Raw genomic sequence first — 25,710 nt, 5'->3', positions numbered from 1 at the left:
CGCTGTTCACCGGACCGGGGGTTGCGGGCCATGCCCGCACCGGGCATGACACACCCGGTACTCTTCGCGTCCGCCCCCACCCCGGAGCCCCGCATGCCGCAGCCGCCCCGCCGGCGCACCGTCCTGACCGCCGCCCTCGCCGGTGCGGCCGGTGCCGCCGCGGCCTGTTCGCCCGAGTCGCCGCCCGGGGCGCGGGGGGCGGCGGCCGGGGCGGCGGACCGCACGCGGACGGGTCCCGACGCCGCCGCGGTGGCCGCCGCGGCGGCCGGGCGGCTGCTCCCCCGGCACGCGGACCAGATCACGTTCAGGACCGTGCGGGGCGGCGCCGCCGACACCTTCCGGGTGTCGGGGGAGCCCGGCCGCGTCGTCGTCGCGGGCCCCACCGCCGCCGTCCAGCTCACCGGCCTGCGCCACTACCTCAAGCACTCCGCGCACGCCACCATCACCTGGGCGGGCGAACAGGTGGACCTGCCCGCGGTCCTGCCCGACCCGGGCCCGCCAGTCACCGGACACGCGAACGTCCCGCACCGCTTCGCCCTGAACGACACCAACGACGGCTACACCAACGCGTACGCCGAGTGGGACTACTGGGAGCGCGAGCTGGACGTCCTCGCCCTGCACGGCTACAACGAAGTCCTCGTGTGCACCGGCGCCGACGCCGTGTACCACCGCCTCTTCCAGGAGTTCGGGTACGGGGACGCGGAACTGCGGGCCTGGGTGCCCGGCCCCGCGCACCAGCCGTGGTGGCTGCTCCAGAACATGGCGTCCTTCCCGCACCCCGTGTCGCACCAGCTCCTCGCCAGGCGCGCCCGCCTCGGGCGCCGCATCGCCGACCGGCTGCGCGACCTCGGCATGACGCCGGTGCTCCCCGGCTACTTCGGCACCGTCCCCGACGGCTTCGCCGACCGCAACCCCGGGGCGCGGACCGTGCCGCAGGGCACCTGGCTGGGGTTCGCGCGCCCCGACTGGCTCGATCCGCGCACCGACGCGTTCGCCCGCGTCGCCGCCGCCTTCTACCGGGTGCAGGACGAGCTGTTCGGGCCGTCGACGATGTACAAGATGGACCTGCTGCACGAGGGCGGCAAGCCCGGTGACGTACCGGTCGGGGAGGCGGCCAAGGGCGTCGAGAAGGCGCTGCGGACCGCGCATCCGGACGCCGTCTGGGTCATCCTCGGCTGGCGGCGCAATCCGCCGGAGGCCCTCACCGGCGCCGTCGACACCTCCCGCATGCTCATCGTGGACGGCCTCTCCGACCGCTACCCCACGGTCACCGACCGCGAGTCGGACTGGGGCTCCACGCCGTACGCCTTCGGGTCGATCTGGAACTTCGGCGGCCACACGGCCCTCGGCGCCAACACCCCGGACTGGGCCGACCTCTACGAGAAGTGGCGCACCAAGGAAGGCAGCGCCCTGCGCGGCATCGCCCTCATGCCGGAGGCCGCCGACAACAACCCGGCCGCCTTCGCGCTCTTCTCCGAACTGGCCTGGCGGGACGCCGAGGCCGAGGGCCCACTGGACCTGAAAGCCTGGTTCGACGACTGGGCCCTGGCACGCTACGGGGCGCGGGACCCGCACGCACGGGCCGCCTGGGACGTGCTGCGCCGCACCGTGTACGGCACCACCCGCGCCGACAAGTGGGCCGAGGGCGCCGACGGCCTCTTCGGCGCCCGCCCGGGGCTCACCGTGCGGTCGGCCGCCTCCTGGTCGCCCAAGGAGCTGCGCCACGACCCGGCGGACTTCGCGCCCGCCCTGGACCATCTGCTGTCCGTACGGCGGGAGTTGCGGGACTCCTCCGCGTACCGCAGGGACCTGCTCGACGTGGCACGGCAGGCCCTGTCCGACCGCAGCCGCGTGCTGCTGCCGCGCGTCAGGGCCGCCTACGACGCCCGGGACACCGGCCGCTTCGACGACCTCACCCGCACCTGGCTGCGCCTGCTCGGCCTCCTCGACCGGCTCGCGGCCACCGACGCCCGGCACCTGCTCGGCCGCCATCTCGCCGACGCCCGTGCCTGGGGCGCGGACGCCCGCGAACGGGACTGGCTCAGCCACGACCAGCTGTCGCTCCTCACCGTGTGGGGTCCGCGCGCCGCAGCCGACGAAGGGCTCGGGGACTACGCGAACCGCGAGTGGGCGGGCCTGGTCGGCGGGCTCTACCGGCTGCGCTGGAAGACCTTCTTCACGGAACTGCGCTCCGCCCTCGACGAGGACCGGGCCCCGAAGGACATCGACTGGTTCGCCCTGGAGGACCGGTGGACCCGCAACCCGGGCCGCCTCGCCGTGCGGCCCGCCGGAGACACGTACGCGGTCGCGAAGCAGGTGCGCGCGGCGCTCGCCGGCGACTGAGGTGCCGGGCCCACGGCAGGACGGCGACGAACCGCCGCGGGCGCGGCCCCCTCACCAGGGCTCACGGGCCCGGTCAGCCCTCACGGGGACGATCGGCTCGGGATCAGCCCTCGTCGCCGTCCCGCTGGCACTCCTTCCACTTGACGCGGTAGACGGTGCTGATGTCCCCGTCGGTGGAGTCCATCGTCATGAAGCTGGTCCTGGTGCGGTCGGAGGTGCCGACGTCGACGCGCAGCTCGGTGTTGATGTTGAAGTTGCGCTGCTTGCCGCAGGGCGCCCAGACCAGCTGGGTGACCTCGGTCTCGTCGGTGGCCTGCCAGTTGTCGGCCACGGGACCGGTGAACACGTGCGACTTGGCGCCCGTGTCCGGCGAACCCTGGAAGTAGTACGACGCCTTCTCCGTGCCCTTGGCGCCCCGCTCCAGGGAGGCGAAGCCGCGGTAGTCGGCGCTCGCTATCGCGTAGGTGAAGCCGTGGGGCACGTACACCTTCAGGCTGAGCTGACAGTTCTTCCTGAACGCGGTGGGCGAGGAGTTGCCGCCCGCCTGCGCCAGGTAGTCGCTGTAGGTCACGGTGAAGGCCGTGTTGTCGTCCGAGACGGCGACGGCTGCGGTGCCTCTGGGACACCCCGACCCGTTCACGGTGGCAACTTCGATCACGATCTTGTCCGGCGGCGGATCGGCGATCTCCGACGGATCCTGCGCGGGCAGGCCCGCGGCGAGCAGGACGGCGAGCGAGCCGCCTGCCAACAGTGCAGCGGTCATTGGTTCTCCCATTCATTGCTCGGCCCACCACGGCGCGCACGGCGGCGCCGACCGCGGTGAGGTGGGGGATACAGCTGTGCTGGGAGGAACTGACTCAACCCTCGCCCGCGGTGACGAGCGGGCCCGCGAGCGATGAGCGGAGGCTGAGGGTGCTGGGATAGTACGGACCAGCGTGCGGAGCGACTAGAGCGATGTCCGGCCATGTACGGGCGGCGCCACGCACCCCGTGGGGCGACGGGGAAGTCGCCCCCGGCGCGGAACCGCCCACTGCCTGACGGGTATACGTCACTCCCAATCTCTGGTAGGAAACCTTCCTAACAGACAGCGGAACGCTGAACTCCCCCACCTGGAGGACCCGTTGCACGCTCACCGCACCCCCCACTCGCGCACGTCACGACGTGCGGTCATCGGCCTGGTCGGCGCCGCCCTGATCGCGGGCCCGCTGGTCGTCACCCAGACCGCGGGCGCGGCCCCCGCGCCGCGGCCCGCGAGCGCCGCCCCCGGGCAGTCCGCGCCGGGGCTCGACGACCCGGCGAAGAAGGAGATCGCCATGAAGCTGGTCTCCAGCGCGGAGAACTCCTCATTGGACTGGAAGGCGCAGTACAAATACATCGAGGACATCGGCGACAAGCGCGGCTACACGGCGGGCATCATCGGCTTCTGTTCCGGCACCGGCGACATGCTGGACCTCGTCGAGCTCTACACGAAGCGCAAGCCGGGCAACGTCCTCGCGAAGTACCTGCCCGCGCTGCGCGAGGTCGACGGCACCGACTCCCACGAGGGGCTCGACCCGAACTACCCCAAGGACTGGAGGAAGGCCGCGCAGGACCCGGCGTTCCAGAAGGCCCAGAACGACGAGCGCGACCGCGTCTACTTCAACCCGGCCGTCAAGCAGGGCAAGGCCGACGGCATCGGCGTGCTCGGCCAGTTCGCCTACTACGACGCGATCGTCATGCACGGCGACGGCGGTGACAGCACCAGCTTCCGCAACATCCGCAAGCGTGCCCTGACCAAGGCCAAGCCCCCGGCGCAGGGCGGCGACGAGGTCAAGTACCTGCACGCCTTCCTCGACGCCCGGGTGTGGGCGATGAAGCAGGAGGAGGCCCACGAGGACACCAGCCGCGTGGACACCGCGCAGCGCGTGTTCCTCAACAAGAAGAACCTGAACCTGAACCCGCCGCTGGACTGGAAGGTGTACGGGGACTCGTTCCACATCGGGTGACGGGACGCCCCGCATCAGGGGAGGGGCGCCCCCTAAGGGCCGCGCCGGGGTGAACCCTTGCCCCGCGCGGCCCTTCGGGAGGATGTGGCGGGCGGGGCGGCCGGGTCAGGATCTCCCCATGACGAAGTCGAAGCGCCACACCGCGTTACTGCTCGCCGCCTCCGCCGCCGTCCTCGGCGGCCTCACCGCACCCGTCACCGCGAGCGCCGCCCCGCCCGCCGCCGGGGGGACCTCCCTCGACTGGACGCGGTGCGAGGTGCGGAAGGGGCGCGACGCGCGCCAGGAGTGCGCCACCGTCGAGGTACCCGTGGACCACGCCCGACCCGACGGCGCGAAGACCCGTGTCGCCCTCTCCCGCATCCCCGCCGAACAGCCCTCGGCCCGCCGGGGCGTCCTGCTCCTGGCACCCGGAGGGCCGGGCGGCCCGGGCCTGGACAACCCGTCGGGCAAGGGGCAGCGACTGCCCCAGGAGATCCGCGACCGCTACGACCTGATCGGCATCGACCCGCGCGGCATGGGCAGTTCGTCCCCGGTCGACTGCGGTTTCGACCTCGCCGACCTGGGTGCGTCGAAACAGCGGCCGTGGCCCGCCCCCGACGGCTCGGTCACCGGCACCATGGAGACCGCGCGCCGCATGTCCGCGGCGTGCGCCCGCGACGGCGGCGAGCTGATGCGCCACATCAGCACCGCGAACAACGCCCGTGACCTCGACCTCGTCCGGGCCGCGCTCGGCGAGCGGAAGCTCTCCGTGTGGGCGGTGTCCTACGGAACGTACGTGACCGCCGTCTACGCGCAGCTCTTCCCGCACCGCACCGACCGCGTGGTCCTGGACAGCGTCGACGATCCCGACCCCGCGCGGGTCGGCCGGGGCTGGCTCGCCGCGCACGAGCAGGGCGTCGAGGACACCTTCCCCGTGTTCGCCGCATGGGCTTCGGACCCCGCCACCAAGGGGCGCCTCGCCGGGACACCGGCCGGGGTGCGCGCGCTGGTGCTGCGGCTCGCCGCCCGCCTCGACCGCGCGCCGGTCCCCTGGCCCGGCGCCAATCCCGCGGAGCTGAACGGCGACGTGCTGCGCCAGGCCCTGCTGACCGCGCTTTACGACCCCGACGACTTCCCCCGGCTCGCCGAGCTGATCCGCGCCGCGCGGGAAGGCAGGACTCCGCCCGCGCCCGCACCGCCGGGAGCGGCCGCACTCCAGAACTCCGTGGCCGTCGGGACCGGGACGCTCTGCAACGACATCGCCTGGCCGAGGTCGGCCGCCGTGTACGCCAAGGGCGTCGCCGAGAGCCGTGCGAAGTACCCGCTGACCGCGGGCATGCCCCGCAACGCCATGCCGTGCGCGGCCTGGCCGTACCCGCCCCGGGAGGCTCCCGTCCGCATCACGGACGAAGGCCCCTCCGACATCCTCCTCGTCCAGAACGAACGCGACCCCGCGACACCGCTGGCCGGTGCCCGCAGGATGCGCTCCGCCCTCGGCGGGCGCGCCACGATGGTGACCGTCGACGCCACGGGCCACGACTCCTACCTGGACAACGGCAACGCCTGCGGCGACCGGACGGTCACCCGCTTCCTCGCGACGGGCGAGCGGCCGAGTAGCGACACGTACTGCCGCTGACCGCCACCGGCGGCCCCGGTGGCCGCCGCCCGCGCCGGGCCCGCGCTCGAACTCCTGTTTCTCAAGTCGGCTTGAAGCAGGGCCCTGGCGAGGGGCTGGAGGGAAACGGCGCACCGAATGTGCCAAGAGCTCCTTCCCGGGGGTCTGTGCCACGCAAGAACGCGTCACAAGCCTTCCGCTTGTGCGTCCGTGGCAGGCAGTCGCACAGGGGCGGAAGGCTAGGGAATGCGCGCAGGTCAGAGGCGCGGAGTGCGTGGTCGCAGGGGAAGTCGGGACGACAGGAGGGGTGCGGCGGTCCGTCTGTGCGGCCGCCGGGCCCGGGTGCGAAAGTACGTTCGTTGGGTACACAAGCGGTTGCGTGCGGCAGCGCCGTACGCGCACAGGGGGAAGGCTCCGCGACCGGCCGCGTGCCCGCGGAAGCCACCGCACACCACCATCGCCAGCACACCTTCCTGACCGAAGGAGCTCCCTTGTGCCTGCCACCGAGTTCATCGAGACCGTGGCCGTCGACGTCCCCGACCACCTGAGTGCCAATGAGTTCCTCTCCCTGGCCAGGGAGGGCATGGTCGAGGACAGGCACCTGCGGCAGTTCGCGCTCGCCGAGTTCCAGTCGCAGGAGGCCGAGTTCACCGCGTACGGCCTGCTCCTGTCCCGGTATCCGCACGAGGTTCCCGCCGGGTTCTTCTCCTTCGTCGTGCGCGAGCTGACGCAGGCACGGCACCGGATGGTGGCGGGTCTCGCGCCTGCCCTCGGCATGTCGCCCGACGACATGCGCCGGGCGCCCCGCTCGGAAGCGGTGCGGCGCTTCACCGAGTTCATCTCCTGGGTCGCCCTGCACGCCGGAGCCGCGGAGGCGGCCCTCGTGGCACGTACCGACTTCACCCTGTGGTGCAACAGCTGCGCGGTCCTCACCGACGTCCTGAGCGGGACGGAGCGGATTCCCGGTGCCGCGGTGGAGTACGTCGGCGCCTTCCGGGAGAACCCGCCGGAGGTCGCGGACGGCGTACTCCAGGTCATCGACCACGGCCGGGCGCGGCACGAGCCGGACGAGTGGATCACGCGCAGCGCGGTACGGGTGGAACCGGCGTTGCGCGCCTGGTGGCGCGCTGTCGCGGCCGGCGGCTGAAGACCGCGGACGGTGGACGCCGTAGCGGAGCGCGGGAAGCACTCGGGAGCGGACATGGGCTGCGACATCGGGAACGTGACCTTCACGGAGGAGAGCTACGCGCGGTTCAGGGCCCGCCTGGCGGACTGCCTGCGCACGCTGGGCCACGTCGTGCGGCACCCGGAGTTCGGAACGGAGCCGTGCACGCTGGGAGCGGAGCTCGAGGTGTCCCTCGTCGGGGAGGACGGCCGCCCGGCCTCGCTGAACGCGGCGGTGGCCGAGGCGTTGCACGACGATCTGCTCACCCTGGAGGTGGCGCGCTTCAACCTGGAGGCGAACCTGCGGCCGGTCCTCCTGCGCGGACGTCCCTTCACCGCCATGGCAGCACAGGCCGCTCGCACACTGGAACGCGTCACCGCGTGGTCGCTGCCGCGTCACGGGGTACGGGTGGCGCCGATCGGCACGCTGCCCACCTTGACGCCCGGGGACCTGACCGCCGCGGCGCTGACCCCGCTGCCGCGCTATCACGTCCTGGAGCAGGCCTGGGCGCTGCGCCGCCCGACGCCCTTCACCCTGCGCGTGGCGGACGGCGACCTGGGGTCCGTGCAGGCGCAGTCCGTGGCGGTGCAAGGTGCCGCCTGCTCCTGGCAGATACATCTGACCGTGCCGCCGAATCGTTTCCGCCGTACCTTCGACGCCGCCCGGCTCGCCACCGGACCGGCCCTCGCCGCGGCGGGCAACTCCGCACTGCCCCTGGGGCGGTCCGGCTGGCAGGAGTCCAGGATCCCGCTGTACGAGCAGGGCTTCGGCGACCGCAGCACCACCCCCGGGGGCGGGACCTTCCGGCCCCGGGTCGGGTTCGGTCGCGGCTGGCTGCGGGGCGGCCCCCTCGCCGCGTTCGAGGAAGCCGTGCACCGCTACGACGTCCTGCTCCCGGCGCGCGGCCAGGAGCGGGCCGACGGCGGCCCTCCCGGCGCCCCGTATCCGGCGCTGGAGGAGTTGCAGATCCATCTGAGCACGGTGTGGTCGTGGAACCGTCCGGTGTACGACCCCCTCGGGCACCTGCGGATCGAGTTCCGGGCGCTTCCCTCGGGACCCACGCCGCTGGACATGGCGGCCAACACCGCCTTCCTCGTGGGTCTCACCCTGTTCCTCGCGGCCGACGGACGTGACGTGGCGCGGGAGCTGCCGTTCACCTGCGCCGAAGCCAACTTCTACCGTGCCGCGCGGGACGGTCTCGACGCCTCCCTGTGGTGGCCCTCGCCCGGGTCGGCTCCGCGGGAGCACTGTGCCGGAGCCCTGGTGAAGGAACTGCTGCCGCAGGCACGCGAGGGCCTCGCCCTGGCCGCGGTGGACGCCGACGAGGCCGACGCGCTCCTCGACCTCCTGCACCACCGGGTCGCGACCGGGCGTACCGGGGCGTGGTGGCAGCAGCGGACCCGCGAGGTGCTGCGTCGACGGCGGGAGACGGGGACAGGGGGCCGAGGAGAGGTGAGGGGGCGGAGAGAGGTGAGAGAACTGGGAGAGCTGAGAGAGCCGGGAGAGGCGGGAGTGCTGGGCGAGCTGGGCGAGCTGGGCGAGCTGACCGTGCGCTACGCCCGGCTCGCCGCGGAAGCCGGTCCCGTACACACCTGGAATGTGCCCGACCTCCCCCCATGGAGCCAGCGATGAGTCCGAGCAGCCCACCGCCCGCCAGTGACCTCCAGGTCGACTTCCCGTTCGACTACGCCGCTCATGTGGGTGACGGCCGCCGCATGGGGCGGCTGCCCGAGGACGCGCAGGGGGCGCGCATCGCCGTCATCGGCGCGGGCGGCAGCGGATTGGCCGCCGCCTACGAGCTGTTGCGGGCGGGCTGCCGTCCCGTCGTGTACGAGGCCGAACGGAGCCCGGACGGGCCGGGAGGGCGACGTCTGGGCGGCCGCATGTACAGTCGGCGCCTTCGTGACGCCGACAGCGCTGTCGTGGAGCTGGGCTGTCTGCGCTTCCCGACCTCCGCACGGCTGGTACGCCAGTACGGTCAGACCTTCGGCGTGCGACTGGAGCCGTTCAGGGACAACTACGCGGCGCCCACGACGCCGTTGACCGTGCTGGACGTCGACGGCCGTCAGTACCGCGCGAGGGAGATCGAGGACCTCCACGGCCTCCATGACGGCTTCCGCGCGGCGCACTCGCGCTGGCAGCAGGCACTGGCCCGGATCGGTCTCTTCCAGATCCAGCGGGCCGTGGCCGCGCGCGACCTCACCGCGGTGCGCCGCCACTGGCGCGGGATACTGCTCAGATTCGAGCTGTGGCCCTTCTACCGCTTCCTGCGCGACCCGGACGGCGTGGGCCTCAGTCACGACCAGGCACGGCTCCTGGGCACCGCCGGGGTGGGGCCCGCCGTCTGGGACTCCTTCTTCGACCTCAGCACGGTGGAGATACTGCGCCTGCTGCTGTGCACCGAGGGAAGCGGGCTGCTGTACGCCCCCGAGGGCATCGGCCGCCTCGCCGAGGGCTTCTGGAGCCACCGCACCACCGACGCCCGGGGCCGGACGTGCAGCGTGGAGGAGAGCAACGAGGGCACCCTGCGTCCCGCCGTGCGCGCGCTGGACGTCGAACCTGACGCCGCCCGCGGTGTCATGGTGCACAGCGAGGACGGGCGCAGCGAACGGTTCGCCGCCGCGGTGTTCACCCCGCAGCTGCGTCTCCTGGAGACCGGCGTCGAGGTGCGCTCCACCTCCGCCCGCATTCCCGCCCTCGGCCCCCGGCTGCTGCGGGCCGTCCGCCGCCTGCGCTACTGGCAGTCCTCCAAGACCGCACTCGTGGTCGAGCACCCGTTCTGGGAGGACACGTCCATGGACGGCGTCACCCTCACCGACCGGCTCCCGCGGGCCGCCTACACCATCGACTACGGGCCCGTACGGGGGCCCGACGGACGCCGCGGCGTGCTGGACCTCAGCTTCACCTGGGCACAGGACGCCATGAAGGTCGCCCCTTCCACCCTGGAGGAGCGGGTCGACCTCTTCGTACGCGACCTCGCGGACATCCACCCCGAGGTCGCGGACCGCTTGCGCACCCACGCCCGCGCGGCTGAGGCGGTGACCGTGTCGTGGGAGAACGAGAAGCACTTCCGCGGTCTGAGCCGCTGGTCCTGGCCGGGTGACCACCCCTACCAGCGCGATGTGTTCGCCCACTTCATGAAGGACTTCACCGGTGCGCCCGCCGTGCCGGGCGAACCGCCGAACGCGCTGTACCTGGCGGGTGACGACACCTCCTGGTCCCCCGGCTGGCTGAACCACGCCCTCGCCTCGGGCCTCAACGCCGCCTGGGGAGTCCTGCGCCAGCTCGGCGCGCACCCCGACCCGGGCAACCCCGGGCCCGGCGACCTGTGGGACGACCCCCGCTTCACACCGCTCACGACCCGCTGAGGCCCGCCCGACCGGCCGCGGCACAGCTCCACGACGGCCCGTCGGGACGCCACCCGACACCCGTACGGACGCCATCCGACACCCGTACGGACACCACCCGGCACCCGTACGGACACCACCCCTCACGCCACCGCAACCGGAGGTACCCGTGCACCCACCCCCCGGCCGAGACCTCCTGCTGCGGCCCGACCGCGTGTGGGACGCCGTCGCGGACACACCCGTCGACGGACTGTCCGTCCTGGTGCGCGACGGCCGGGTCGCAGCCGTCGGGCACCACCTCACCGCCGCCCCCGAGGCGGACGTGATGGAGATGCCCGGCTGTACGCTCCTGCCCGGGTTCATCGACTGCCACGTCCACCTCCTGGACGAGGGGGCGGAGACGAAAGCCGCCGCGTACCAGACCCTCACCGCGGTGCCGGTCCTCCGGGCCCTGCTGCACGGGGGCTTCACCACCGTCCGGGACCTGGGCAGCGCGCACCTCCCTCTCAATGTGTCCCTGCGCGCGGCGGTCGAGGACGGCCTCGTCGAGGGGCCGCGTATCCTCGCCGCCCCCAACATCCTGTCCCCCCGCGGCGGTCACGGGGACAAGGAACCCGCCCTCGCCCAGCGGTACGGACACCAGGTGGGCACCTTGGCCGAGGGCGTCGAGGAGTTGCGCCGCGCCGTCAGGGAACAGTCCCGCGCCGGTGCCGACTGGATCAAGTTCGCCGGTGGCGGCGGCTTCTCCTCACCGGTGGACAGTCCCTCCAGTACCGCCTACTCGCGCGCGGAGACAGACACCATCGTCGCCACCGCGGACGACCTCGGACTGCCCTGCGCGACGCACGCCCTCACCGACCGCGCCGTGTCGCGAGCCGTCGCCGCGGGCGTGCGCAGCGTGGAGCACGGCTGCTTCGCCACCGACGCGACGTACCGGGCCATGGAGGAAGCGGGCGTCTTCCTGGTGCCCACCCATTACGCCCAGGTCTACTTCCTCGACCGGCTCGACGACGACGACTTCTGGGACGAGTCCACGGCCGTCGTCCGCCGGAACTACCGGGAACACGCCCAAGTGCTGCGCGAGGGTCTGCTGAGGCCGGCCCGTACGAACGTGAAGACGGCCTTCGGGACCGACGCCGGGATGTTCCCGCACGCCGACAACTGGCGCGAGTTCCCCACCCTGCTCGCCCACGGCTACACCCCGCTCCGTGCGCTGCGGGCCGCCACGTGCGTCGCGGCGGACCTGCTGCGGCGCCCCGACCTCGGCACCGTCACCCCGGGGGCGACAGCGGACCTGGTCGCTCTCGAGGGCGACCCCTTCGAGGACATCCACGCCACGAGCCGCGCACGGCACGTCTTCAAGGGCGGCCGTCCGGTCGTCGCGGAACGGGCCGCCGTCCCGGTGAGCGCGTACCGGGAGCGGCCGTACCCCTCACCCACCAAAACGACCAAGGAGACCCGAATGACACCCGAACAGCTCATCGAGGCGATGAAGCCGGACGTCGAGCGGTTCGTCAGCGACAACCAGGTCGTCGAACTCGCGCGGGCGGGACGGATCGAACCCGACCACTTCAAGCGGATCCTCCTCGCCGAGTACCAGTGCCAGGAAGCCGAACTGTCCACGTACGCCCTCCTGGTGGCCCGGCACCGCCACGAGGTGCCTGCGACCCTGTTCGCCCACATCCAGCACACCATCGCCACCGTCCGCCGGCAGCTGCGCGAGGCCGCCCCGTCCGTCGGCATCCCCGACCGCGACATCCCGCCCGTGCCGGTCGACCAGGGACTGTTCCGCGTCGTACGCGACCTCACCTGGATGGGCACCCAGGCGGGACCGGCCGAAGCCGCCCTCTACCTGCACACGGACCTCTCGACCTGGTGCACCCTGTTCTCCCGGGTCAGCTCCGCCTCCCGGGGGCTGCCGGACGCACCAACCCCCGTGATCACCTACATGGAGTCCTGGGGCGAGAAGCCACCGCCGGAGGTCGCCGACGGCACCCTGGAGGTACTCGCGTACGGCCTGGGCCGGGGAGAGGAGCCGGACCGCATCCTCCACACCGCCCGGCAGCTGGGGGAGCTCGTCGACCCGTACTGGACCTATGTGGCCGGTGGTTGAAGGAACGCGCCGGCGTCCGCCGACGCGCCACCGTCCGCCGCGCCACCCCGCGCCCGCCCCGCACCGGTCCGCGTCCGCTCCCGGCCCAACACCGATGCGGTCCTCCGCCACGACCCCGGCCGAAGGGAACTCACAAGTGACAACTGCTCGGGCGCCCACCCGGAGATCCTCGCCGCCCTGACCCTGGCGAACGGCGGGCACCAACAAGCCTACGGCGAGGACGGCTACACCGCGCACCTGGACAGCGTCTTCCGCCGCCACTTCGGGCCGACCGCGGAGGCGTTCGCCGTCTTCAACGGCACGGGGGCCAACGTCATCGCCCTACAGGCCGTGACCAGCCGCTGGGGCGCGGTGCTGTGCGCGGGACAGGCGCATCTCAACGAGGACGAGGGAGGTGCCCCGGAACACCTGGCGGGACTGAAACTGGTCGAGCTTCCCTCCGTGGACGGAAAAGTCAGCCCGGATTCCGTCGACGCGGCGGTCACGGCGGCCAGTGACGTGCACACCGCCCAGCCGCAGACCCTCTCCCTGTCCGAAGCCACGGAACTGGGCACCTGCTACACCCCGGAGGAACTCCACGCACTGGCCGCTCGCGCACACGCACACGGCCTGGCCGTCCACATGGACGGTGCTCGTCTCGCGAACGCCGCGGTGGCGCTGGGCATCCCGCTGTCCGCCTGCACGGCCGACGTGGGCATCGACATCCTGTCCTTCGGCGGCACGAAGAACGGCCTCGTGTTCGGCGAGTGCGTGGTGGCCCTGAACCCGTCCCGGGTCTCCGGACTGCCGTACCTCCGCAAGCGCTCCACCCACCTGGCGTCCAAGATGCGCTTCCTCTCCGTGCAGTTCGAGGCACTCCTCGGCGGCGACCTCTGGCAGCGCAACGCCGCCCACGCCAACGCCATGGCGGCGAGACTGAGGAAGGGGCTCACCGAGATCGCCGACGTGACCGTGACCCGGCCCGTGGAGGCCAACTCGGTCTTCGCGACCATGCCCCGAACGGCCCTCACCCGAGTCATGGACCAGTACACCCTCTACCTGAACGACGAGGAACGTGGGGAAGTGCGTCTGATGTGTTCGTTCGACACCACGGAGGAGGACATCGACGGATTCACCGCGACGGTGGCGGCAGCGGTCACGTAGGGACCGGTTCCCGGCGACACAAACACCGCCCCGCTGCCCCCGGCGCCCCCGTCCCCGCTCGACCCGGGGCCGGTCGTGGACGCGCTGACCGGGCTCGACGGCCGAGCCGGGCGCGGGGCGGCCCCACCGGGGCCGCCCCGCGGCGGTTCAGTGGGCCGCGGCCTGCTTCGGCACCCGGGTCTGGGAGATCTCGCCGCCCGGTTCCATCGGGGCGGTGACCTCGTCGTCGTCGCGGCTCCTGCCGGTGTGGTTGAACAGCAGGTTCAGGACGACGGCGGCGAGGCAGCCGGTGGAGATGCCCGAGTCCAGGATGATCTTCGCGGTCTCCGGGAAGGCGTGGTAGAACTCCGGCGCGGAGATGGGGATCAGGCCCACCGCGAGCGACACGGCGACGATCAGGACGTTGTTGTCCCGCTCCAGACCCGCCCTGACCAGGGTCTGGATGCCGCTCGCCGCGACCGAGCCGAACAGGACGACGCCCGCGCCGCCGAGCACCGGGCGCGGCACGACCGCGATGAGCGAGGCCGCCATCGGGCACAGGCCCATCAGGACGAGGAAGCCGCCGCCGGTGGCCACCACGTACCGGCTGCGGATCTTCGTCATCGCGACGAGGCCGATGTTCTGCGCGAAGGCACTGCACATGAAGCCGTTGAACAGCGGGCTGACGGCGGAGCCGAGCGTGTCGGCGCGCAGGCCCGCGGCGATGGTCCGCTCGTCGGCGGGGCGGTCCACGATCTCCCCGAGGGCCAGCATGTCGGCCGTCGACTCGGTCATCGAGACGACCATGACGACGCACAGGGAGACGATCGCGGCGGCGGCGAACTGCGGTGCGCCGAAGTGGAACGGCGTCGGGAAGCCGACCACGTCCGCGTCCGCGACCGGGCCGAAGTCCGTGACGTCGAAGGGGATCGCGACGAGCGTGCCGAGCACCAGGCCGAGCAGCACCGCGATCTGCTTCACGAAGCCGCGCGTGAAGCGGCGGAGCAGCAGCACGATCACCAGCGTGATGCCCGCGAGCGACAGGTACTTCGTCGAGCCGTAGTCGTCGGCCCCCGGGTTGGGTCCCTGCATCCAGCCGAAGGCGACCGGCATCAGGGATATGCCTATGAGGGTGATGACCGTGCCCGTGACGACGGGCGGGAAGAAGCGGACCATCTTGGAGAAGAACGGCGCGGCGACGAAGCCGAGCAGCCCCGCGACGATCACCGCGCCGAAGATGATCGGCAGCGCGTCGTCCTTGTCCTTGGTCGAGTCGACGATCGCGAGCATGGGCGCGACACCGGCGAAGGTGACGCCGTTGACGAACGGGAGCCGGGCGCCGATCTTCCAGACACCGAGCGTCTGGAGGAAGGTCGCGAGTCCGGCTGTGAACAGACAGGCGCCGGTGAGGAAGGTGAGTTCCTTCGCCGAGAGCCCGACCGCCGCGCCCACGATGAGGGGCGGCGCGACGACGCCCGCGTACATGGCGGCGACGTGTTGCAGGCCCGTGGTGGCCATCTTCAGGGGCGGCAGCTTCTCGTCGACGGGGTGCAACGTCCCTTCGGGGTGCGAGGACCCCTCGGGGTGCGAAGGTCCTTCGGGGTGCGAGGACCCCTCGGGATCGGGGGTGGTGCCTTGCTTGGTGAACCTGGGCTTGGTCGCCACTGCGGCTCCTCCGGTTGTTTTCCTGTGCCGGCCGGTGACCGGCACGCGCTTCTGGGAGGTGGTGCGTGATGCAAGGACTTGCTCGGTATGCGGTTGTCGAAGCGCCCAGGTAGTACTGACCGCCCCGGCGACGTGAAGCTTTGGGCCACGTTCCGGGGCGGCACTCGAGCAGCCCGCTCGGCTGCTCGAGTCCGGTCGGGGGCCGTCCCCCCCGACCGGAGATCCAGGGGTCAGCTGCCGGCGGCGATGCGTGCCAGTCGCTGGGCCTCGTCCCGCGTGGCGCGGGCGATGGCGTCCTCGTCGACGTGCAGCAGCCGTCCGTTCTCGACGACCGGTTCGCCGTCGACGAGGGAGAGGGTCACCGGCGCCGCCGCGCCGAGGACGATCGCGGTGACCGGGTCGGCGATCGAGGCGTGCCCGATGCCGTCGACCTTCCAGAGCACCAGGTCGGCGAGCTTGCCCGCTTCCAGGGAGCCGATCTGGCTCGCCCTGCCGAGGACCTGGGCACCGCCGTACGTCCCGAGGCGCAGGGCCTGGCGGGCGTTCAGGGCGGCTTCCTTGTGGGCGCCCAGGCGGTTGATGAGGAGCGCGTTGCGCAGTTCGGTGTGCAGCTCGCCGGACTCGTTGGAGGCGGTGCCGTCCACGCCGAGGCCGACGGGGACGCCCGCGGCCAGCATGTCGGGTACGCGGGCGATCCCGGCGGCGAGCCGGGCGTTGGAGGACGGGCAGTGGGCGACGCCGGTGCCGGTGCGGGCGAACGCGGCGATGTCGGAGTCGTTCATGTGGACGCAGTGCGCCATCCACACGTCGTCACCGAGCCAGCCCGTCGACTCGAAGTAGTCGGTGGGGCCCATGCCGAACAGCTCGTGGCAGAACTTCTCCTCCTCCACCGTCTCGCTGCCGTGGGTGTGCAGCCGCACTCCGAGGCGGCGGGCGAGCTCGGCGCCCTGCTTCATCAGCTCGGTGGAGACGGAGAACGGCGAGCAGGGGGCGACGGCCACCTGCGTCATGGCGTCGAAGGACGCGTCGTGGTGCTGCCTGACGGTCTCCTCGGTGGCGGCGAGCGCGCCCTCCAGGGTCTCCACGGCGAAGTCAGGGGGCAGCCCGCCGTCCTTCTCGCTGCGGTCCATCGAGCCGCGCGCCAGGGTGAAGCGCACCCCCATCTCGCGGGCCGCCCCGATGACGGCGCCGGACAGGTCGCCGGAGCCCTGCGGGTGGACGTAGTGGTGGTCCATGGCGGTGGTGACACCGCCGCGGGCCATCATCGCGAGGGAGCCCTGCGCCGCGGCGCGGACCATCTCCTCGTCTATTCGGGCCCACGTCGGATAGAGCGCCACCAGCCAGTCGAAGAGGTTGTGGTCGGTGGCGAGGCCCCGGGTGATCCACTGGTAGAAGTGGTGGTGGGTGTTGACGAGGCCGGGTGTCACCAGGTGGCCGGTGCCGTCGACGCGGCGTACGACGTTCTCCAGGCCCTCGGGAGCCTTCCCCGCGCCGACCGACTCGATCCGGTTGCCCGCGACGACGACGTGGCCCGACGCGTACTCGGTGTCGGCCGCGTCCACGGTCGCGATGGCGCAGTTCTCGATGACGGTGCGCGTACCCGCGCCGTCGGGGTTTGCCGATGCTGCCATCATGCTTCCTTACGTGAGTGGCGAATTGCTGGGCACGGCATGACCCTAGGAAGATTTGAGTGCCGCGACGGCGTCTGCGTGCCGCGCGCCGCCGCGGGTGCCGAGATGGTGGAAGAACAGGTTGAGCGTCACCGCGGTGAGCGCGCCGGCGCTGATGCCGGAGCCGAGCACGGTCTGGGCCCACGCGGGGAAGTCCGCGTAGAAGGCGGGCGCGGCGAGCGGGATGATGCCCGTACCGAGCGCCACGGCCACCAGGATGATGTTGGAGCTGTCGTCGAGGCCCGCCTCGGAGAGCGTACGGATGCCGCTGACCGCGATGGAGCCGAAGAGGACGATGCCCGCGCCGCCGAGCACCGGCATGGGGACGAGGCTGACGACCGCGCCGAGCACCGGGAAGGCACCGAGCACCAGCAGCGCGCCACCCGCCACGGCGACGACATAGCGGCTGCGTACACGTGTCAGGGAGACCACGCCGACGTTCTGCGCGAAGGCGGAGGTCGGGAAGCCGCCGAAGACCGGTCCGATCAGGGTGGCGAGGCCGTCGGTGCGCAGTCCGCGGGTGATGGTCCGCCCGTCGGTCCTGCGCTCGCAGATCTCACCGAGGGCGAGCATCCCGGCGCTGGACTCGGTCATCAGGACGAGCATCACGATGCACAGGGACAGGATGGCGGCGGGCTGGAACTCGGGGGCGCCGAAGGCGAACGGCTCGGGCACCGCGGCCACGGGCGCCGACTCCAGGGCGGCGAAGTCGGCGAGGCCGAACGGGATCGCGGCGAGGGTGCCGATGAACAGGCCCATGAGCAGGGCGACCTGCCGCAGGAAGCCGCTCCCGAAGCGCTGGAAGAGCAGGATGACCACGAGCGTGAACGCGGCGAGCGCGAGGAAGCGCATGTCGCCGAAGTCGGCCGCCTCCTTGTCGCCGCCCTGCGCCCAGGTGACGGGCACGGGCATCAGGGTCACGCCGATGAGCGTGATGACGACGCCGGTGACGAGCGGCGGGAAGAAGCGGAGCAGCCGGCCGAAGAACGGGCCGACGGCCAGGCAGAAGACCCCCGCGACCATCACCGCCCCGTAGATGGCGGGGAGTTGGTGTCCCGTGGCGCTGTTCTCGGCGATGGCGAGGATCGGGGCGATGCCCGCGGAGGACGCGGCGTTCACGAACGGCAGGCGGTTGCCGACGAAGCCCTTGACGCCGATGGTCTGTAGGACGGTGGCGAGCCCGGCGATGAGGAGGCTCGCCGCGATGAGCCTGGTCTGGGCGGCGGTGTCGAGGCCGACGGCCTGGCCGATGATGAGCGGAGGGGTGACGACGCCCGCGTACATGGCGGCGATGTGCTGGAGCGCGGCGGGGACGAGCCGCGAGGGATGGAGTTTCTCATCCACCGGGTGACACGGGGGACGTGACGCCCCGTCGGGTATTGCGGGCTGTGCCATAGCTGTCGTTCCCTCCGGTGTGGCGCGCCCCGGCGCAGCGGTGCCGGGGCGCGCGTCCGCGTCAGAGGTTGGTCATGTCGACCGGGATCCTCGCCTCGGCGCCGTCGCGCAGGATGGTGGCCTCGATGAGGCCGTAGGGACGGTCGGCGGCGTAGTACACCGCGCCGTCCTTCGCCTCGTTGTCGAGGCCGCAGAAGGACAGGTCCTGGCGGAAGTGGTGCTTGTTCGGGGCGGAGAAGCGGATCTCGTCTATCTCGCTCCGGTTGTTGATGACCCGCGAGCCCATCTGGTACAGCGTCTGCTGGAGGGAGAGGGAGTAGGTCTCCACGAAGGCCTGGAGGATGTGCTTCCTGGACTGCTCGTAGGACTTCTCCCAGCCGGGCATGCGCTGCTCGTCGCTGGTCCAGTTGTGCCGCCACCACGTCGAGAGCGAGGTGGCGAGGATGCGGTCGTAGTCTTCCTTGAGCGTCGTGTACTTGTCCTTGATGTAGCCCCAGAACTCGGAGTTCGTGGAGTTCATCACGGTCAGGTCCTTCAGGCCGCTCAGGACCTCGAACCGCGCTTCCCCGTCGCCCTCGGCGGAGTAGGTGATCTGGGCGAGCCGCGTCTCCTGGCCCTTGCGCACGAAGGAGTGCTTGACCTCGTCGGCGCCGATGAACCGGGAGTTGGCGTCGGAGGCGGCGATGCGCTCCCAGGCGTACTCCTCGATGCGGATGCGGGCCCGGTGGATCGGGGGCTGGCTGTCCACGAAGTGCCGCGCGAGGTGGATGCCGTACTGCTCCGCGGACTCGATGCCGTACTCCTTGGCGAACGCGAAGCAGGTGTTCTTCGTGGTGTCCGTCGGCAGGCAGTTGGCGTTCGAGCCGCTGTAGTGGACGTCGTCGAGGTCGCCGGAGAGGGCGACGGAGACGTTCAGGTCCTTGATGTGATGGGTGTCGCCGTCCCGCGTGATCTTGACGACCCGGTTCTCAGCCTTGCCGTACTGGTTCTGTCCCAGAATGGTGGGCATCTTCGCTAGCTCCCTCGGTAAACGGAGTAGCCGAACGGGTTGAGCAGCAGCGGTACGTGGTAGTGCTCGCCCGGCACGACGGCGAAGGTGATCGCCACCTCGGGGAAGAACACTCCGTTCGCACCGCTGTCCCGATTCGCGGGGGCGTCCTGCTGCGCCTCGGCTTGCTGTTCTTGCGGCTTCAGGAAGTACGGCTCGACGGCGAAGTCGAGGCGTACGTGGGTGGTGGACGCCGGCAGCGCCGGCAGGTCCTTGCAGCGCCCGTCCGCGTCGGTGCTGCTGCCGCCGAGCGCTTCCCACTCCCCCGCGCCACGGGCCGACAGGGAGACGGCCACGCCCTGGGCGGGGCGTCCGACGCTGGTGTCCAGGATGTGCGTGGACACCGAGGCGGGCGTCTTTGTGGGGTGCGTGGGGTGCGTGGTGTCCGTGGGGTCCGCGCTCATGCGGTCTCCTCCTCCAGGATGCGGGTCAGACGGATACGGTTGATCTTGCCCAGCTCGGAGCGGACGATCTCCCGCTCCTGGGCGGGCGAGTTGGCGATCCGTTCCTTGACCGCGTCCCTCATCTGCTCGCCGGTGCGACCGGTGGCGCAGATCAGGAAGACGTGTCCGAACCTCTCCTGGTACGCCAGGTTCAGTTCGAGCATCTCGGCCTTGAGCTCCTCGGAGGCGCCCGCCATGCCCCGCTGCTCACGGGACGAGGTCGGGTCGCCGGGCTTCGGGCGGCCGATCGGCGGGTGCCCCGCCATCGCCTCGGCCAGGTCGTCCGCGGTGAGCTCCGCCATGGCGGCGTCGCTCGCGGCGAAGAGGGCCTCGGCGGTGGGATAGGGGCGCCGGGAGAGCAGCTTGCTCCCCCAGGCCGTAGAGGCGCAGGCCTCGTGGAGCGCGGCGGTGGCCGCGGCCTCCTCCAAGGCGTTGAACCGGGCGATGCCCGGCGTCGTACGGGAAGTCACGGGAGCCTCCGTGGCCTTTGGCTGGACGGGCTGCGGAACAGCTAAGACCTTCAACAACAGCGCGTCAACAGTTTGTTGAAATCATTTGAACAAAGAAGCCGCCACCCCATGATCCGGGTGACGGCTCGACCGCGCTGCGTGACATCGCTCACGTCGTGGACGTGTCGCTACTTTCCCTTCGCGGCATTCTCCCTGTTCAGGTAGTTGTAGACGGTGAAGCGGGACACGCCGAGCGCGCCCGCCACGGTCTCCACGCCATGGCGCACGGAGAACGCGCCACGGGCCTCGAGCACCCGCACGACCTCCTGCTTGGCCTTGCGGTCCAGTTCCGCGAGGGGCTTGCCGCGCTGGCGCTCCAGGGCGAGCAGGATGTGGTCGAGCGAGTCGGCGAGCTGCGGCAGGCGCACCGCGAGCACGTCCTCGCCCTCCCAGGCGAGGACGACGTCGTCGGGTCCCGCCTGGTCCGGCTCCACCATCTCGCCGCCCATCGCGTCCACGAGCGGCTTGACCGCGGCCGCGAAGGGGACGTCCCCGAATCCGGTCACCTGGCCACCTCCCCCGGCGCGGCCCGCCCGCCCGGCTCCGCGATCACGTTGACCTGGAGCGAGACGCGGGTGGCGCCGGCGCCGAGGGACCGGCGCAGCATGGCGTCGACGGACGTGAGGACGGCGTCGACGTCCCCCTCGGCGGTGTTGCCGAAGGGGCCGACGTCGACGGCGTCGAGGTCGGCGCCCTGGATGACCTCGCGGGCGGCCACGGCGTGGGGCGGCGCCTCGTCGAGGTCGAAGGGCTCGGTGGTGAACTCCACTCTCAATCGCACGGCGCCAACTTAACGCGGCCCCTTGATTTTCCGGCAGCCCCTCTTGACAGCTTCCGCGGATCGCAGGCAGTCTTCCATCAAGCAGAAATGAACTTCCGCAATACGGAAGGAGCGCGGAAGCCCCCATGGGATACTCCGACCAGCGCTTCAATGTGAACCTGTCGATCCTCTTCACCGAGTTCCCGCTGCTCGATCGGCCCGCGGCAGCCGCGGCCGCCGGCTTCGAGGCCGTGGAGCTGTGGTGGCCCTGGGTCGACGCCCCCACCCCCGAGCAGTCCGAGCTCGACGCCCTGAAGCGGGCGATCGAGGACGCGGGCGTGCGGCTGGTGGGCCTGAACTTCTACGCCGGACGGCTTCCGGGCCCCGACCGCGGCGCGCTGTCGATCCCCGGCGAGGAGAGCGCCAGGTTCCGCGCGAACCTCCCGGTGGCGGCCGACTTCGCCGAGTCGCTCGGCTGCAAGGCCCTGAACGCCCTGTACGGCAACCGCGTCGACGGCGTGGACCCGGCCGCGCAGGACGAACTGGCCCTGGAGAACCTGGTGCTCGCCGCCCGGGAGGCGGACCGCGTGGGGGCGGTGCTGCTCATCGAGGCGCTCAACGCCGTGGAGTCGCCGCGCTGCCCGGTCGTCAGCGCGCCGAGGGCCGTCGAGATCGTGGACGCGGTCAACGCCGCGACCGGCATCGGCAACGCCAAGTTCCTCCTCGACCTGTACCACCTCTCCATGAACGGCGAGGACCTGCCCGCGGTCATCGAGCGGTACGCGGCGAAGACCGGGCACGTGCAGATCGCCGACAACCCCGGCCGCGGGGCTCCCGGCACCGGGACCCTGCCCCTGGAGGAGCTGCTCGACCAGCTCGCCGAGGCCGGGTACGACGGCTGGGTCGGCCTGGAGTACAAGGCCGGGGACCGCCCGAGCGCCGAGGCCTTCGGCTGGCTGCCCTCCGCGGACTAGTTCGACCGGCGGCCCTCCGCGGACGAGACCGCCGCCGCGCGGCGGATGCCTCCGCCCCGCCCACCCGTCATCCCGCACCACCCAGCCGGCGCACCACAGCGGCAGTCATCTAGAGAGGTTCCCCATGAGCAACACCCTCCCCAAGGTCGCCTGGATCGGGCTCGGGATCATGGGCTCGCCCATGTCCGAGAACCTGATCAAGGCGGGCTACTCCGTCACCGGCTTCACCCTGGAGCAGGACAAGCTCGACCGCCTCGCCGCGGCCGGCGGCACCGCCGCCCCCTCCCTCGCCGACGCCGTCCGCGACGCCGACGTCATCGTGACGATGGTGCCCGCGTCCCCGCAGGTGGAGGCGATCGCGTACGGCCCGGACGGCATCCTGGAGAACGCGCGCTCCGGTGCGCTGCTCATCGACATGTCGTCGATCACCCCGCAGACCTCGGTGGATCTGGCGAAGGCGGCGAAGGACAAGGGCATCCGTGTCCTTGACGCCCCGGTGTCCGGCGGCGAGGCCGGTGCCGTCGAGGCCGTGCTCTCCATCATGGTCGGCGGCGAGCAGGCCGACTTCGACGCGGCCCGGCCGCTTCTCGACGCGCTCGGCAAGACCATCGTGCTGTGCGGCCCGCACGGCTCCGGTCAGACCGTGAAGGCCGCCAACCAGCTGATCGTCGCCGTCAACATCCAGGCGTGCGCCGAGGCCGTGGTCTTCCTCGAGAAGTCCGGCGTGGACCTCACGGCGGCCCTGGACGTGCTCAACGGCGGGCTCGCCGGATCGACCGTCCTGACCCGCAAGAAGGACAACTTCCTGAACCGGGACTTCAAGCCGGGCTTCCGCATCGACCTGCACCACAAGGACATGGGCATCGTCACGGACGCCGCCCGCACCGTCGGCGCGGCCCTGCCCGTCGGCGGCGTGGTCGCCCAGCTCGTGGCCAGCCTCCGCGCCCAGGGCGACGGCGGCCTCGACCACTCGGCGCTCCTGCGCTCCGTCGAGCGCCTCTCCGGCAACCCGGTCGCCTGACACCACGGGCACCCCAGACTTCCGGGCCGCGGTGTCGCTGACACCTGTCCTGTCGCGCCCAGGCGCCGCCGCGGCCCGGAACCCCCTTCAGCAACTTCAACAAACTGTTGACGGAGCTGTTCGGAGGTCCTTACGCTCCGGTTCACCGTCAGCAGTCCCAGCAGTCCGTACGGAAGGTCAACTCCGCCACCATGTCGAAGCGTGTGCTCACGACCGAGTCCGGCGCTCCCGTCGCCGACAACCAGAACTCCGCCACCGCCGGCGCCGGCGGCCCGATCCTCCTCCAGGACCAGCACCTGCTGGAGAAGCTGGCCCGCTTCAACCGTGAGCGCATCCCGGAGCGCGTCGTGCACGCCCGCGGCTCGGGCGCGTACGGCTACTTCGAGGTGACCGACGACGTCACCGGCTTCACCCACGCGGACTTCCTCGCCGAGGTGGGCAAGCGCACCGAGGTGTTCCTGCGCTTCTCCACCGTGGCCGACAGCCTCGGCGGCGCGGACGCCGTGCGCGACCCGCGCGGCTTCGCGGTGAAGTTCTACACCGAGGAGGGCAACTACGACCTCGTCGGCAACAACACGCCGGTCTTCTTCATCAAGGACCCGCTGAAGTTCCCCGACTTCATCCACTCCCAGAAGCGCGACCCGTTCACGGGCAAGCAGGAGCCCGACAACGTCTGGGACTTCTGGGCGCACGCCCCCGAGGCCACGCACCAGGTGACCTGGCTGATGGGCGACCGCGGCATCCCCGCCTCGTACCGCCACATGAACGGCTACGGCTCGCACACCTACCAGTGGACGAACGCGCGGGGCGAGGCCTTCTTCGTCAAGTACCACTTCAAGACGAACCAGGGGGTCCGCTCGCTCTCCGCCGAACAGGGCGCCGAGCTCGCGGGCAAGGACGCCAACTCGCACCAGACGGACCTGCTCCAGGCCATCGAGCGGGGCGTGAACCCGTCCTGGACCCTGCACGTGCAGATCATGCCCGCGGCCGACGCGGCGAACTACCGCTTCAACCCGTTCGACCTCACCAAGGTGTGGCCGCACGCCGACTACCCGCTACGGCGCGTGGGCCGTCTGGTCCTCGACCGCAACCCGGACAACGTCTTCGCCGAGGTCGAGCAGGCCGCGTTCTCGCCGAACAACTTCGTGCCCGGCATCGGCCCCTCGCCCGACAAGATGCTCCAGGGCCGCCTGTTCGCCTACGCGGACGCGCACCGCTACCGCCTCGGCGTCAACCACACCCAGCTCGCCGTGAACGCGCCGAGGGCGACGAAGGCCGACAACTACGGCCGCGACGGCCTGATGGCGTCCAACGCCTACGGCCGGGACCGCAAGAACTACGAGCCGAACTCCTACGACGGACCCGCCGAGACGGGCAGGCCCCTTTCGGCGCCCCTCGCCGTCAGCGGCCACACCGGCACGCACGAGGCCCCGGCCCACACCAAGGACGACGACTTCTTCCAGGCCGGTGAGCTGTACCGACTGATGTCGGACGAGGAGAAGTCCCGCCTGGTGGCGAACATCGCGGGCGGCCTCTCCCAGGTCTCCCGCGAGGACGTCATCGAGAAGAACCTCGCCCACTTCCACGCCGCCGACCCGGACTACGGCAGGCGCGTGGAGGCGGCGGTCCGCGCCCTGCGCGAGGACTGAGCCCCGCCGGGCTCCTTTGGCCCACAGACTGCGCGGTGCACCTGACGGGAGGTCGGTGCCCCGCGCGGAGACCCGCTCCGCCGCGGACCCGATGAGGGGTGGTCACCCGGCGGGCGGGACGACGAGGACCGCGGTGGCTCGGGCGAGCCAGTGCGGTGGTGAAGGTCCCCCGGCCCCTTTTCGACCTGGGGAAGGGTGTCCGGGGACCGTCGCCCGACCGCCGCGGTCCCGGTCGTCGCCCCAGGGATTCCGCCCGGCGGCGCGTACGCGTGTTCCGCCGGTCGCACGCCGTCGGGCGGCGGCAACTCCCCCTCCCACGCACGCTCTCGGCCCCCGGCACGCGTCGGCTCGACGCACCGGGGGCCTCGCCGTGTGGGCGTCCTACGTGCGTACTGCGTGCGTACGGCCTGCGTACTGTCGGCGTACGCCCCCTCCCCCGCGCGGCGGAGACGGTCCGGCGGCCGGGCTGACGACCGGCGCCGGGGCGGGCGGCAGAGTGAACGCCATGACGACGACCCCAGTTCACGACAGGCACGCCGGAGTCCGCCGCGGGGACACCGGCTGGGACATCCGCACCGCACGGCCCGTGCCGCGCTGGGCCGAGCGGGCCGCCCACGCCGTCCCCCTCGTGCTGCTCGGCCAGTGCCTGTGGGTGCCCTCGGGCTCGGCGTCTCCTTCGACGACTTCGACAACGGCGCCTGGGAGCTGCTGTTCCGGGCGTGCGTGTTGCCGGCCGGCCTGTGGGGCCCGCTGGTCCTGGCCCTGAGCGCGCACTACTACGTACGCCGCTGCCGCAGGGCGTGAGGACCCGTACGTGCGGGCCGCGGGAACGGCCGACCCCCGTGCCGGGAGCTGCGGCTCTCCTGGCACGGGGGTCCGTGGGGGGCCGGGCCCGCAGGCCCGGTCG

At 71.8% G+C, this 25,710-nt stretch carries 20 protein-coding genes and 1 pseudogene; 12 read left to right on the top strand and 9 right to left on the bottom strand.

Annotated elements, in window-relative coordinates; translation table 11 throughout:
• The first annotated feature begins 93 nt into the window (after positions 1-93).
• Positions 94-2,343 (top strand): alpha-N-acetylglucosaminidase, encoded by a 2,250-nt coding sequence (locus ACH4DX_RS25945; RefSeq protein WP_398156923.1) that lies wholly within the window; start codon positions 94-96, stop codon positions 2,341-2,343.
• A gap of 103 nt (positions 2,344-2,446) precedes the next feature.
• Here the strand turns inward: ACH4DX_RS25945 and ACH4DX_RS25940 are convergent, their stop codons facing one another.
• Positions 2,447-3,106: a DUF4360 domain-containing protein gene (locus ACH4DX_RS25940; RefSeq protein ID WP_398115283.1), complete on the bottom strand. Its 660-nt coding sequence runs from the start codon at positions 3,104-3,106 to the stop codon at positions 2,447-2,449.
• Between the two features lie 358 nt (positions 3,107-3,464).
• Here ACH4DX_RS25940 and ACH4DX_RS25935 point away from each other — a divergent pair, with 358 nt between their 5' ends.
• From ACH4DX_RS25935 to ACH4DX_RS25905, 7 genes and pseudogenes are all read left to right on the top strand, one after another.
• A complete protein-coding gene (locus tag ACH4DX_RS25935) occupies positions 3,465-4,328 on the top strand; it encodes a chitosanase (RefSeq protein ID WP_398115285.1) in 864 nt (287 codons plus the stop codon).
• A gap of 118 nt (positions 4,329-4,446) precedes the next feature.
• Positions 4,447-5,943 carry an alpha/beta hydrolase gene (locus ACH4DX_RS25930; protein ID WP_398156922.1) on the top strand — a complete coding sequence of 499 codons (1,497 nt, stop codon included), beginning with the start codon at positions 4,447-4,449 and terminating at the stop codon, positions 5,941-5,943.
• A 472-nt stretch (positions 5,944-6,415) separates the two neighbouring features.
• Positions 6,416-7,069 (top strand): hypothetical protein, encoded by a 654-nt coding sequence (locus ACH4DX_RS25925; RefSeq protein ID WP_398156921.1) that lies wholly within the window; start codon positions 6,416-6,418, stop codon positions 7,067-7,069.
• A gap of 54 nt (positions 7,070-7,123) precedes the next feature.
• The gene (locus tag ACH4DX_RS25920) at positions 7,124-8,719 is read left to right on the top strand and encodes a glutamate--cysteine ligase (RefSeq protein WP_398156920.1); all 1,596 of its coding nucleotides are present in this window, start codon (positions 7,124-7,126) and stop codon (positions 8,717-8,719) included.
• The gene (locus tag ACH4DX_RS25915; protein ID WP_398156919.1) at positions 8,716-10,455 is read left to right on the top strand and encodes a flavin monoamine oxidase family protein; all 1,740 of its coding nucleotides are present in this window, start codon (positions 8,716-8,718) and stop codon (positions 10,453-10,455) included. The genes ACH4DX_RS25920 and ACH4DX_RS25915 overlap by 4 nt, the downstream gene beginning before the upstream one ends.
• A gap of 148 nt (positions 10,456-10,603) precedes the next feature.
• Positions 10,604-12,547, top strand: coding sequence for an amidohydrolase family protein (locus ACH4DX_RS25910; protein WP_398156918.1), 1,944 nt, complete (start codon positions 10,604-10,606; stop codon positions 12,545-12,547).
• Positions 12,548-12,598: 51 nt separating this feature from the next.
• Positions 12,599-13,690, top strand: a pseudogene (locus tag ACH4DX_RS25905) (threonine aldolase family protein); the annotation flags it as partial.
• A gap of 147 nt (positions 13,691-13,837) precedes the next feature.
• Here ACH4DX_RS25905 and ACH4DX_RS25900 read toward each other — a convergent pair.
• The 8 genes from ACH4DX_RS25900 to ACH4DX_RS25865 all read right to left on the bottom strand — a co-directional run bounded on the left by ACH4DX_RS25900 (position 13,838) and on the right by ACH4DX_RS25865 (position 21,180).
• A complete protein-coding gene (locus ACH4DX_RS25900; protein WP_398115297.1) occupies positions 13,838-15,334 on the bottom strand; it encodes a nucleobase:cation symporter-2 family protein in 1,497 nt (498 codons plus the stop codon).
• 230 nt (positions 15,335-15,564) lie between these two features.
• Positions 15,565-16,965 (bottom strand): 8-oxoguanine deaminase, encoded by a 1,401-nt coding sequence (locus ACH4DX_RS25895; RefSeq protein ID WP_398156917.1) that lies wholly within the window; start codon positions 16,963-16,965, stop codon positions 15,565-15,567.
• Positions 16,966-17,010: 45 nt separating this feature from the next.
• Complete coding sequence (locus ACH4DX_RS25890) at positions 17,011-18,399, bottom strand: nucleobase:cation symporter-2 family protein (RefSeq protein WP_398156916.1); 1,389 nt, start codon at positions 18,397-18,399, stop codon at positions 17,011-17,013.
• Between the two features lie 61 nt (positions 18,400-18,460).
• The gene (gene pucL / locus ACH4DX_RS25885; protein WP_398156915.1) at positions 18,461-19,408 is read right to left on the bottom strand and encodes a factor-independent urate hydroxylase; all 948 of its coding nucleotides are present in this window, start codon (positions 19,406-19,408) and stop codon (positions 18,461-18,463) included.
• Between the two features lie 5 nt (positions 19,409-19,413).
• Positions 19,414-19,851, bottom strand: a complete 438-nt coding sequence (uraH, locus tag ACH4DX_RS25880) for a hydroxyisourate hydrolase (protein WP_398156914.1) — start codon at positions 19,849-19,851, stop codon at positions 19,414-19,416.
• The gene (uraD, locus tag ACH4DX_RS25875; protein WP_398156913.1) at positions 19,848-20,360 is read right to left on the bottom strand and encodes a 2-oxo-4-hydroxy-4-carboxy-5-ureidoimidazoline decarboxylase; all 513 of its coding nucleotides are present in this window, start codon (positions 20,358-20,360) and stop codon (positions 19,848-19,850) included. The genes uraH and uraD overlap by 4 nt, the downstream gene beginning before the upstream one ends.
• Positions 20,361-20,527: 167 nt before the next feature.
• A complete protein-coding gene (locus ACH4DX_RS25870; RefSeq protein ID WP_398115310.1) occupies positions 20,528-20,905 on the bottom strand; it encodes a helix-turn-helix domain-containing protein in 378 nt (125 codons plus the stop codon).
• A complete protein-coding gene (locus ACH4DX_RS25865) occupies positions 20,902-21,180 on the bottom strand; it encodes a hypothetical protein (protein ID WP_398115312.1) in 279 nt (92 codons plus the stop codon). Before ACH4DX_RS25865 ends, ACH4DX_RS25870 begins: the two co-directional genes overlap by 4 nt.
• A 125-nt stretch (positions 21,181-21,305) precedes the next feature.
• Here ACH4DX_RS25865 and ACH4DX_RS25860 point away from each other — a divergent pair, with 125 nt between their 5' ends.
• The 4 genes from ACH4DX_RS25860 to ACH4DX_RS25845 all read left to right on the top strand — a co-directional run bounded on the left by ACH4DX_RS25860 (position 21,306) and on the right by ACH4DX_RS25845 (position 25,607).
• On the top strand, positions 21,306-22,133 hold the full coding sequence (locus tag ACH4DX_RS25860; protein WP_398156912.1) for a TIM barrel protein: 828 nt from the start codon (positions 21,306-21,308) through the stop codon (positions 22,131-22,133).
• A gap of 124 nt (positions 22,134-22,257) precedes the next feature.
• Positions 22,258-23,154: a 2-hydroxy-3-oxopropionate reductase gene (locus ACH4DX_RS25855; RefSeq protein ID WP_398115316.1), complete on the top strand. Its 897-nt coding sequence runs from the start codon at positions 22,258-22,260 to the stop codon at positions 23,152-23,154.
• 191 nt (positions 23,155-23,345) lie between these two features.
• On the top strand, positions 23,346-24,803 hold the full coding sequence (locus ACH4DX_RS25850) for a catalase (RefSeq protein WP_398156911.1): 1,458 nt from the start codon (positions 23,346-23,348) through the stop codon (positions 24,801-24,803).
• Positions 24,804-25,445: 642 nt separating this feature from the next.
• Complete coding sequence (locus tag ACH4DX_RS25845; RefSeq protein WP_398156910.1) at positions 25,446-25,607, top strand: hypothetical protein; 162 nt, start codon at positions 25,446-25,448, stop codon at positions 25,605-25,607.
• Positions 25,608-25,710: the final 103 nt, after the last annotated feature.

This window comes from Streptomyces sp. NPDC017940 (genome assembly GCF_044328435.1).
Classification (GTDB): Bacteria; Actinomycetota; Actinomycetes; order Streptomycetales; family Streptomycetaceae; genus Streptomyces.
This window is presented reverse-complemented; position numbering and strand designations above follow the sequence as displayed.